9 protein-coding genes and 1 pseudogene are annotated in these 9492 nt (G+C 60.9%); 5 read left to right on the top strand and 5 right to left on the bottom strand.

Annotation, left to right across the window (positions count from 1 at the left end):
• Positions 1–215 precede the first annotated feature (215 nt).
• Entirely contained in the window at positions 216–923 is a 708-nt protein-coding gene (locus ACIQCS_RS23640; RefSeq protein ID WP_286771964.1) for a hypothetical protein, read from the top strand.
• A 16-nt stretch (positions 924–939) separates the two neighbouring features.
• Here the strand turns inward: ACIQCS_RS23640 and ACIQCS_RS23645 are convergent.
• The 5 genes and pseudogenes from ACIQCS_RS23645 to ACIQCS_RS23665 all read right to left on the bottom strand — a co-directional run.
• A pseudogene (locus ACIQCS_RS23645) lies at positions 940–1128 on the bottom strand (transposase); the annotation flags it as partial.
• Positions 1129–1131: 3 nt separating this feature from the next.
• Positions 1132–1758 (bottom strand): hypothetical protein, encoded by a 627-nt coding sequence (locus ACIQCS_RS23650; RefSeq protein ID WP_286771963.1) that lies wholly within the window; start codon positions 1756–1758, stop codon positions 1132–1134.
• Between the two features lie 137 nt (positions 1759–1895).
• Positions 1896–2531 (bottom strand): hypothetical protein, encoded by a 636-nt coding sequence (locus ACIQCS_RS23655; RefSeq protein ID WP_286771962.1) that lies wholly within the window; start codon positions 2529–2531, stop codon positions 1896–1898.
• A gap of 162 nt (positions 2532–2693) precedes the next feature.
• Positions 2694–2924 carry a hypothetical protein gene (locus ACIQCS_RS23660; protein ID WP_286771961.1) on the bottom strand — a complete coding sequence of 77 codons (231 nt, stop codon included), beginning with the start codon at positions 2922–2924 and terminating at the stop codon, positions 2694–2696.
• An 81-nt stretch (positions 2925–3005) separates the two neighbouring features.
• Positions 3006–3998: a patatin-like phospholipase family protein gene (locus tag ACIQCS_RS23665; protein ID WP_286771960.1), complete on the bottom strand. Its 993-nt coding sequence runs from the start codon at positions 3996–3998 to the stop codon at positions 3006–3008.
• Between the two features lie 802 nt (positions 3999–4800).
• On the opposite strand from ACIQCS_RS23665, the gene ACIQCS_RS23670 reads away from it, so the two are divergent.
• The 4 genes from ACIQCS_RS23670 (at position 4801) to ACIQCS_RS23685 (ending at position 8961) form a co-directional block, all read left to right on the top strand.
• Positions 4801–5280: a DUF736 domain-containing protein gene (locus tag ACIQCS_RS23670; protein ID WP_286771959.1), complete on the top strand. Its 480-nt coding sequence runs from the start codon at positions 4801–4803 to the stop codon at positions 5278–5280.
• A gap of 86 nt (positions 5281–5366) precedes the next feature.
• The gene (locus ACIQCS_RS23675) at positions 5367–6380 is read left to right on the top strand and encodes a DUF2493 domain-containing protein (protein WP_286771958.1); all 1014 of its coding nucleotides are present in this window, start codon (positions 5367–5369) and stop codon (positions 6378–6380) included.
• A gap of 880 nt (positions 6381–7260) precedes the next feature.
• Complete coding sequence (locus ACIQCS_RS23680; RefSeq protein WP_286771957.1) at positions 7261–7908, top strand: DUF4433 domain-containing protein; 648 nt, start codon at positions 7261–7263, stop codon at positions 7906–7908.
• 12 nt (positions 7909–7920) lie between these two features.
• Positions 7921–8961, top strand: a complete 1041-nt coding sequence (locus tag ACIQCS_RS23685; protein WP_286771956.1) for a macro domain-containing protein — start codon at positions 7921–7923, stop codon at positions 8959–8961.
• Positions 8962–9492: the final 531 nt, after the last annotated feature.

The following is a 9492-nucleotide window of genomic DNA, read 5'->3' on the forward strand; positions in this document are numbered from 1 at the left end:
GCCGGGGTTAACCCCGGCTCATTGGGCAACCAGGCCCAACAATCAGGGAATTTTCAAAGCCCACATCCGCGGAGAATTACACGCCCACTGACACTGCTCGCCGTCAGCCATGCCGGTTATCTTGGCTATAATGCCGTCACCAAGCCGCCCGGTGCGCCATTGTCAGGATCCGTCGACGACGGCCCCCCGCCGACCCCTGCACGGATCGCGGAGCCATGACCTATCATATTGGCGATGCTATTGACCTGGTCGGCATGGATGTCGTCAGCACCGGCGCTTGCCTCGTGCGGTTCACTGACCAGCCCAATCGGCTATTACTCATGGGGGCGGCCCATGGTCTGGTGCGAAAGGAAGCAAAGCCAGGCGATCCGATTGCCGCTAGCGCTGACAAGCATCTGATCGGCGTCCTTCAGACCTGGACCACCTTTCGGCAGATGATTACCGCCGATGTCGCGCTCATCTGGGTCGATCCGACAAGGGTTCAACCGGCACCGGCACACGGCGGGGGACTAAATCCACCAGGCGCCTTGCCGGCACCCAGCGAGACCATCGAAATCATCGGCGGGATCGGGGGGGGCGGTCGTAAGGGCGTCATCGCCGACAATGACGAAGATATCCCACTTCCAGCCGAAGGGCCGGATTGGACGATTGCCCAACGGGTCGTCTACGCGCACCAGATGGTAACGACTAACATGGTCTCGGAAGCGGGAGACAGCGGAGCGATCGTAGTGGACAAGGATCGCGCGATCGCCGGCATGGTCGTGGGTGGCAGACCGCTGGTGAAGGTTGGTGCGATCTGGACCAGTCAGACCATCATCACGCCCATTCGCCAGATTTTAAATCACCCGGATTTCGGTGGCAGAATGCTTGAACTCGTCACCGCGATCTCTGGTACCGAGCAGGCGCCGCCGCTCGACGGCTAAGCGTCCATTTGAAATTTCAGGGATGAGCGTTCCGCCGTAGGGAGTATCGTTCCATAGCGATCGGGATCATCGCCTGCGAGACGTCGATTCGCTTCTCGCAATCGCGGATTACGCGGCGCAAACGGATCATCCAACCGAACGTCGGCTCTACGACCCAACGGCGAGGTAGAATCCTTAAGCCCTGATGTGGCTCGCTGTATCGAATATTTCATGGATCGGTGGCGATGGCCGTCATCTGGGCCTGAGATAATGCCTCACATTTCCCAGCTGAGCGAGAGGCCGCGCTCCCACAGCCAGGCTCGGCGACGGTCCTTGATCCCGCATTGCACTCGGCGAACAGGCGCTTGCGCGTCAGCGATGCGACCCGTTTCGGCAGCAGGCGATCGCGTTCCATCTCGTCAGACTCTGGTTCGTCGATCAGGGATTGCACGAGATTTCGGGCCCTGGTCGAGAGCGCAGCGCGGTTGGGCGCCATCCTGGGCCGCGCATCACGATTCTGTGCCCACGTCACAACGTCACGCGCTCGCGCAGGGCTGATTCCATAGGCAGCGCCGATCTCGCGGAAGCTTTTGCCTTCGGCCTTCATCGCCATCATCTGCGCGCCGCGGACGGCCGCGTTGTGCGATCGCTCGTTTCGCGGTGCGACCCAGGCGACTGGCGCGACGGGTCGCTTGAATTCGAACACCCGCTCGCCATCCCAGAGCCGGATCGCACTAAGCTCGCTCTGTTTGATCGCGTCCACCGCCATGGTTTTGGCCGCGGCGAGGTCTGGTGCTTCGATCACAGAGATGCACGGTTCCCCCTGTTCGGGAACGGAACGGAACGCATAGGCCACCAAGACGACAATCCCTCCTATCTTCCTGATCCTGTGGTAAAATAAACGCTCGCGCAACGCGCCGGTTGCCAATCGCCTTCGGAATGGGGACGATTGGCTATTCGTACCGGTCGATCGACCGGGGCCAAACTTTCAGATCAGCGAACCTTCCGGTTCGCGCTGCCTGGTTCCTGATCGTTGGCATCCAAAGTCCCCGCGCCGGAGCGGTTGTGCTGGCCTGGCGCGGCATCTTCTCGCGGCGGTTGTAGCTGACGTGCAGATAGTTCGCGTGTTTTCGGCGGAGGATCGTCGGTCGGCACACAGCCGAGCGCATGGAACAGGGCAGGGCCATCTGCGCGACGGGGATGCGCCGACAACATATCGAGCTGGATCGCCATGCATCGCCGGTCGTTTGTGGCGGAGCGCCGGGCGGCGACCTTGGCCAGCGGGATCGCCTGGAATGCGCCGAAGGTGAGCATCAGCAGCGACATGAACATGAAGGCGATCCGCAGCCACCCGCGGAAACCATATGAAGCATCGAAGAGAAAGGCGAACATGCCGGCGGTGAGGCCAAGGCAGCCGAGTTCGACGGCGTCGCCGTAGCGAATGAGCGGCTGGCCGAGCGTCATCATCCCGAGCGCTGCGACGCCGATGCCCCACAAAACGGCTCGCCCTTGTTCGCGATCGACCTTTTCGGAGTTGGTTTCGTTCGTCTCATCCGAGAGGCGGTGCCGCCTGCCGCGAGACGGGCCCGGGATTTCGCTATCAGACCTCGGGGCGATCGCTCTGATCATTCTGGTCGGTGTCTTCGGCGTTCGGCCGCGGAGGGAGCGATATGGTAACATCTTGCTTCTGTGACCTGCGCCAGGATCAGTTTCTATTCGGGCGGGTATTTTCCGGACCGCCGATGGCTTGATCGCCTTTCCACCAATCCGTGCGGGGACGACGACGCTGCGCTAATTCTGGTTCTTGCGGCCGGCGCCCTGGGCCGCCGCGCGCACCATATGCGCCCAGCTGCCGATATAGGCCGCACGGCGTTGATACTGCTCCCCGGCGTCGGCGGTCATCACCGCGATCCCGCCAATCGTTTCGGCAAGCTCGTTGGTAGTGCAGATTCCATTGCGCTCGAGGATACCGCCGAGCGCGGCGAGAACCGAGCCCATGGCAAACATCGCATCTTCATCCATCGTGGCGACCTTTCTTGGTTTTTGGGGATGGGGCGGGTTGCACCTTGACGTGGCGGTGGCCGGACGGCTGTTCCGCTCGGGTCACAGCGCCGCGGCAAGGCGGTCCAGTTCGGCGTCGCCGCCCTGGCGGTCGAGGTAATCGGTCGTGGCCTTGAGGATGCGTGCGATATTCGCATCAGAGGCATCGTCCATCGCGATCTTGCCGAAGCCGTCGAGGCTGAATTCGAGGCGGAAGTAATTCTCGGGCTCCAATAGTTTTTTCATCTGATAGTGGACCGTCTCGCTCTGACCGTCGAACATCGCCTCCAGCAAAGGTACGCCCCGCGTCGGTGCTGCCCATTGCAGAACGCCCCAGCGCTTCTGTTTCTCAAATTTGACCGTCGACTGACCGCAGCCGAACGACGCAACAAGGAATTCCGGTTTTTCGCCGTTTTCCCCTGCCCAGGTTTTGACTGCCTCGACATAGCCGCACATCGCCGGATTGTTGGCGAACAGGCCTCCATCGGCTCCACGCATGTCATGGTGCAAGGCGGTGAGCTCGGCGGGGTCAAAATAGAAGGGAGCGCTCGATGAGGCGTTCACCACATTCCACAGCGGCACTTGGCTGAAGCGATTGTCGCCCACATTTCTGTATTGGGGGCCGCCATTCGGGAAAATCGGCCCCGGACCCGCCGCGACATTGTAGAAAGTGCCGAGGAAGTTTCGCTCAAGCTCGCCCAGCGTCAGATTGCCCAATATCTGTCGAAGCACCGCGCCTTTGGCTGACTCTTTGTATTTTCCCGAAAAAAGCGGAAACGGGCCAATCCCCGCCCATTGGCTGGTGAACATCGCCTGCCCGTGCGTGTGATACAATTGTTCGATGTCTTTGGGGGCAAGTGGCTGGGCTGCCTGACCGGAAGCGGCGAGGCCTGCCGCCACGATGCAGCCGGTCGAGGTGCCGACGAACAGTTCGAAGCTGTCCGCGACCTTTAGTTTACCGCTGTCCAGGAGCTTCTGTTCCAGCCTGGCGAGCATATGCGCGGGCGCGATGCCCCTGATGCCGCCGCCGTCGATCGACAAGACGCGTATCTTCATCGGCAATTCCTCTGCGTCGAAACGTCCCACACGAACAGGTCTGTGTCAGCCGTTGTTCCCCTCATTTTGGACCAAGATCCATGTCGTTCGTGGACGGTAGTGCGCGGGGTGGTTCGGGTCGGATCTCCGGTGAGTGGTGCGCCGATCAGGCTTGGGCGGGCGGATGCCCGCCTGGCGGCGGCCACCGGGCTCTATCTCCGCTTCGCTCCGACCAAGCCCCCTTCGGGGTCTTGTCCGCTGAAGCGGTAACGATCCCTTCCGCGAGGCGGGGTAGGTGGCCGAGCTCGGCGGGGCGCCTCGCCGGGGCATCCCGCTCGGACCCATGTCTGTCATCGCCTCCTGCGCCGCCTCGCAGGCTCGCGGCGTGCCGGTGGTGGTCCGCGGGCACAAGGGCTGCCTCCGGCCAAGCTCCGGTAGAAGAAAATGACCCTGCTGGCGTGATCCTTCGATCCAAGGGTGCCAGCAGGGCCATTTTCTTCAACCTCCGCTAAGCCGCAGCGCAACGTCCCTTGCACCCGCGGACCCCCACCGGCCCTTGCGCCCCGGCGACGGCGGCTCCGGAGGTGATGACAGACGACGCAGCGCCTTTGTCCTCGGGGGATCAATGCGGGATCGCCTTCGGCGATACGTTTCCTTGTTTCAGGGACGCTGACCGCGTCCGATTTTATTGGCTCAGGCTCACCAAAGGCGATCGAAATCTGTCAAGAAATCAATTAGATAGATGGGATTCAGGGGAGGGGGTAGAAAGGGATGTGGCCGGGGAAAGAGGAACCGGACCACGGACAGGAGAAAGGACCAAGTCATGAAGATCGGAAGCTTCAAATTCGATGAACGCGTCGGTGATCTTGTCGGAAAGATCGCAACCCGCGAGATGCGTTTTCCTTATCTCATCATGCGCAAGGTGACCGATCGCCAGAGCGACAGCGCACCCGTCTATGAAATGTACGAAACCAGTCAGTCTGGCGACGAAATCCAGATCGGCGTTGTTTGGGAACGTCGCATGCGCGCGAATGACGAGGTTTTCCTGTCGGGCATGATCGATGACCCGTCTTTCGCCGTCCCCTTGCCGATTGCTCTATTTGGCGACGAGCATGATGGATTCGACGTCCAGTGGCGGCGCGAACGTGAGCGCGAGCCGCAGGGCTTTGGCAGCGGTGGTGGCTTCGGTCAGCGCGGCAATGGTGGTGGCCGGCGCGGGGCTTTCTCGGGCGGCAGCACCGCCGGGCCGGGTGGCGAATATACCGGCGCACCGCGCGGCCTCGATGACGAGGTGCCGTTCTAGGAACACCCCAAAGTCGGGCCCGGGGGAGCGCTGGAGACGCTTCCCCGGACCCTCAGCCATCAACCCGATCAAAGAGGCGGACTCACATGAACAAGCAAATGACCTCAGGCGCGGTTAGCAGCTTCGTTGACCTTCCGAAACTATTTGCCGAACTCACCGCGACTCCCGATTTCGTGGCGTCGTTCGGCGACCCCCTGCCGCTGTCGATCATCGAGCCGGGCGATGAACCCGGTGAGCATGATATGCCCGAGCCGTTGGCGGCGCAGGCCGAATGCGGAGGTGTCATTGCCGCCATTTTCGACCTGCTCACCGACACGCGGCTTGAACCGCTCGCCGCTGAAATTGCATGGGGGTTCGTCAATTCCTTCCATTTCGTCGCGAACAGGCTGGCGGGGCGTGAGGATCGGCTGGCCGACCAGCTGCGCGACATGGCGCGCCGGCTGGAACCCGGCGAGGTGTTCAATGGCGAACTCGAACAGCTCCAGCTCGAATGCCAGTCGGTCGCGGAGCAGGGCAGGGCGATGGAGGCGATGCGCGATTATGCCGCTGCCATGTACCGCACGTACAACGGCCGGCCGTGGTCTCCCGCGCGCGGGTCGCGTGCCTCGCACGTCACCACCGCCAGCCAGATTTCTGCGCTCGATTTCCTCCGCGCCCGCGCCGAACGCCGCCGCGATCGTTATGACCCGCAAGGGCCGATCGTTGTCGTTTCGGGGCCGGCGAAATGGCATGATGACCGGATCATCTGGGGCCGGCTCGACCAGATCAAGGCGCGTATCCCGCATATGATCCTGCTCACCACCGGCCAGCGCAAGGGCGTGGATGCCGCCGCCGCCGCATGGGCCGTCCAGCGCGGGGTGACCTGCATCAACTGGGGGCTCTATGGCAGCGGCGATGGCAAGGCGTTCAAGCGCAATCGCGATATCGCCGCATTGATGCCGGTCGAGGCGATCATCTGTGAAGGCTCCGGCATCCAGTCCGGGCTCTATGACATTCTCAACCCCGAGCATGGGCATCGCGTCCCGACGCATCTTTTCTATCAGGACGATCAGAAGCCGGATGTGCCGGTCACGCGTCGGCGGCGGTATCTCGCGCCCTGATCGCGGCGGGCGGCAGGATTATGAGGGCCGGGGCGGGGGACCGCTGCCGGCCCTTTTTTTTGCGTTGGCGCGAAGGCGGGGGAAACCCGAGCGGTTTCCCCCGCGCCGCTCCTTTTGTCGAGCCTGGCGGCCCGCCAACGTCGCTCCCCTTTCCGCTGTCGATGGAGGCTGACCGGGGCAATTCCAACGGCGCTATGTGAAACCCCGAGGGTGCCCGCGCCTCCCGGCACGAGGCTGCGCAGCGCGGGCGCGCTGCGTGAGGCGGGACGCACGGCGCGAGGCCGTGGTGTAATGCACCTGACGCACGGGTGCTGCAAAGTTATTTTCAAATGATCCCAATAGGTTGGGTGCGTGATACACGTGCCACAAGATCATTGAATCGTGTGCCACGTGAACCACAGGACATGCCTGGGGTGGAGATAAATAGCTGAGATTACGCCGATTTAGCCGGGGTACACGTGATACTATGACCTTCATCGCAATTCCGTGCACGCCATGGCTTGAGCGGTCTGACCGCCGGTCACGAGCGGATCGCCCGCCTCTGTCGGGTGCCGTTGGGGCTTTGTGTTCACTCACCGCTCCAGCGGAGATTGACGGCTTCCGGGTAGGAGCGAACGTAGCGCGTCGGTCGGCCAGCGACGATTCATCCTGAAGGCCGGTTGCTGGACGACGGTCGGATTTGAGGTGCAAGCCATTGAAAGCGCACGCGGCAAATGCCAACGCCGGGAGCCGCTGAAATCTCTAGCGACCGCCTCGGCTTACGTCGCTTGGTGAGGGACCTCGCAGATGCGATCCACGCCGACGGTAGCGCAGATCATTTGACCGATGGTGACGATCTGGTGGATGCTGATGCAATGAAAGACGAGGACAAAGCCGCCTGATGATTCCTGAGCCTGCTAACCCAAAAATCTACCACATCGTCCATGTCGACAAGCTGGCAGCGATTGCGGCCGATGGATTTCTGTATTCCGACGCGGTGATGGCCCAACGCCCGGCCAACGGGACGGTCATCGGCATGAACAATATCAAGGCTCGGCGGATGAACGAGTTGACGCTCGCCAGCCATCCTGGCCTCTACGTCGGCCAGTGTGTGCCATTCTATTTCTGTCCGCGCTCGGTGATGCTCTATCTCATTTCTCGTCGCAATTCAGAGCTTGCGTATCAGGGCGGCCAGAACCCGATCGTGCATCTTGTCGCCGACCTGAACGCTGTGGTCGCATGGGCACAAGCGGAACAGCGACGATGGGCGTTCACGTTGTCGAACGCAGGCTCCTTTTATTTTGAGGATCGCTGCAACCTGGCGCAGCTCGGCGAAATCAATTGGAACGCTGTGCAAACGACGCAATGGTCGGGAAGCCCCACCAAGGAGCAAAAGCAAGCCGAGTTCCTGCTTGAGCAGCATTTCCCATGGCACCTGATCGAGCAGATCGGTGTGCTCAATCAGGCGATAGGCCAGCAGGTGGTGCAAGCCATCGCTGGCGCCGCCCATCGTCCCCTGGTTCACATTCGACCAGAGTGGTACTATTAAGGGGGAACAAACATGGCACAAATCGAACTCAAAACGGGTGACCTATTGAAGGCGGATGCGGAGGCAATCGTCAACACGGTGAACTGCGTCGGCATCATGGGACGTGGCATTGCGCTTCAATTCAAAAAGGCGTTTCCGGCCAATTTCCACGCCTATGCGCGCGCGTGCGAGGATGGCGAGGTGCAGCCTGGCAAGATGTTTGTTTTTGACTCCGGCTCGTTCACAAACCCGCGCTACATTATCAACTTCCCGACCAAGAGGCATTGGAAGGGCAAGAGCCGTATCGAGGACATCGAGAGCGGGCTGGTCGCGTTGGCGCATGAAATCAGTGAGCGAGGTATCAAATCGATTGCTATTCCGCCGCTTGGGGCTGGCCTAGGTGGCCTTGACTGGGGCGATGTTCGCCCGCGCATCGAGGCTGCGCTCCGCGATCTGCCAAACCTTCATGTGTTGATCTATCAACCCAAGGGCGCACCTGACGTTATCAAGTCGCGCGACGTACCCAACATGACGCCGGGCCGGGCCGCGCTCGTCGTTCTCATGAACCGCTATTTGCAAGGGCTGATGGACCCGTTCGTGACGCTGATCGAGGTTCAGAAGCTGATGTATTTTATGCAGGAAGCCGGCCAGCCGCTCCGGCTGAACTACATCAAGCATCATTATGGTCCCTATGCCACCAACCTTTCCCATGTCCTTAATAAGGTCGAGGGACATTTCGTTGCGGGTTATCAGGATGGCGGCGATCAGCCGGATAAGGAACTCACAATTGTGCCTGGCGCCATTCTGGAGGCAGAGGTGTCTCTAGCGCACGAAGAGGCAACTCATGCCCATTTCAACAAGGTGGCTGATCTGGTTGACGGCTTTGAGACGCCGTATGGGTTGGAACTGCTTGCGACAGTTCATTGGCTGGTTACCCGTGAAGGGGCTGATACTGCAGAGAAGGCTCTTGCCGGAGTACGCGGGTGGAATGACCGCAAGAAAGTGTTCACCGAGCGCCAGGTTGCTATCGCGTTTGATACGCTAAAATCCAAGGGTTGGTTCGCAGTTGCTTGATGGCGGGACGGTCAGCTTGTGAAGCTTTATGGCCCGACGATCACCGCAGCGGGCCGCGACCGCGCGCGGCTGTGTCGCTGGAGGATATCGTCGCTAAGACCAACCGGCGATCGAACATCGGAATCGGCGAGGAACGACATGAGCGGAATGGAGGCCACTTGGCCACGGTCGAACGGCTGATTTCGTCACGAGCGGTCATTAGTCTACCTGACACGGATCGACGCGAATCGGTTGTTAACTTACGAAACGAAAAGCATAAATTTGATTGTCCCGTCTTTGGTCTCAAACCCCCGGCTTGAGCCGGGAAGGGCTTCAGCCTACGACTCGGCGTATAATCGGTATCCTCGGAGAAGTGAGACCGCCCGTGGGGCGTGAAGTCTCACTTCTCCGAGGATACCGATTATGGCCTATTCCAGCGGCAGTCACACGCTTTATCGTAAGCGCCAAAACCTCCCCACATTCCGGAGCTGATCGGTATCGGCGATAACGCCCGCGCGGTTAGCGAGGGTAAGATAGATGCTTGATGACGAA

Origin of the sequence: Sphingomonas sp. NPDC092440 (genome assembly GCF_044754985.1) — a bacterium.
GTDB lineage: Bacteria > Pseudomonadota > Alphaproteobacteria > Sphingomonadales > Sphingomonadaceae > Sphingomonas.

Excerpts from the sequence above, each read along its gene's own strand:
- ACIQCS_RS23680 (WP_286771957.1), top strand. The coding sequence starts at position 7,261 with ATGATTCCTGAGCCTGCTAACCCAAAAATCTACCACATCGTCCATGTC.
- ACIQCS_RS23685 (WP_286771956.1), top strand. The coding sequence starts at position 7,921 with ATGGCACAAATCGAACTCAAAACGGGTGACCTATTGAAGGCGGATGCG.
- ACIQCS_RS23670 (WP_286771959.1), top strand. The coding sequence starts at position 4,801 with ATGAAGATCGGAAGCTTCAAATTCGATGAACGCGTCGGTGATCTTGTC.
- ACIQCS_RS23665 (WP_286771960.1), bottom strand. The coding sequence starts at position 3,998 with ATGAAGATACGCGTCTTGTCGATCGACGGCGGCGGCATCAGGGGCATC.
- ACIQCS_RS23640 (WP_286771964.1), top strand. The coding sequence starts at position 216 with ATGACCTATCATATTGGCGATGCTATTGACCTGGTCGGCATGGATGTC.
- ACIQCS_RS23655 (WP_286771962.1), bottom strand. The coding sequence starts at position 2,531 with ATGATCAGAGCGATCGCCCCGAGGTCTGATAGCGAAATCCCGGGCCCG.
- ACIQCS_RS23660 (WP_286771961.1), bottom strand. The coding sequence starts at position 2,924 with ATGGATGAAGATGCGATGTTTGCCATGGGCTCGGTTCTCGCCGCGCTC.
- ACIQCS_RS23675 (WP_286771958.1), top strand. The coding sequence starts at position 5,367 with ATGAACAAGCAAATGACCTCAGGCGCGGTTAGCAGCTTCGTTGACCTT.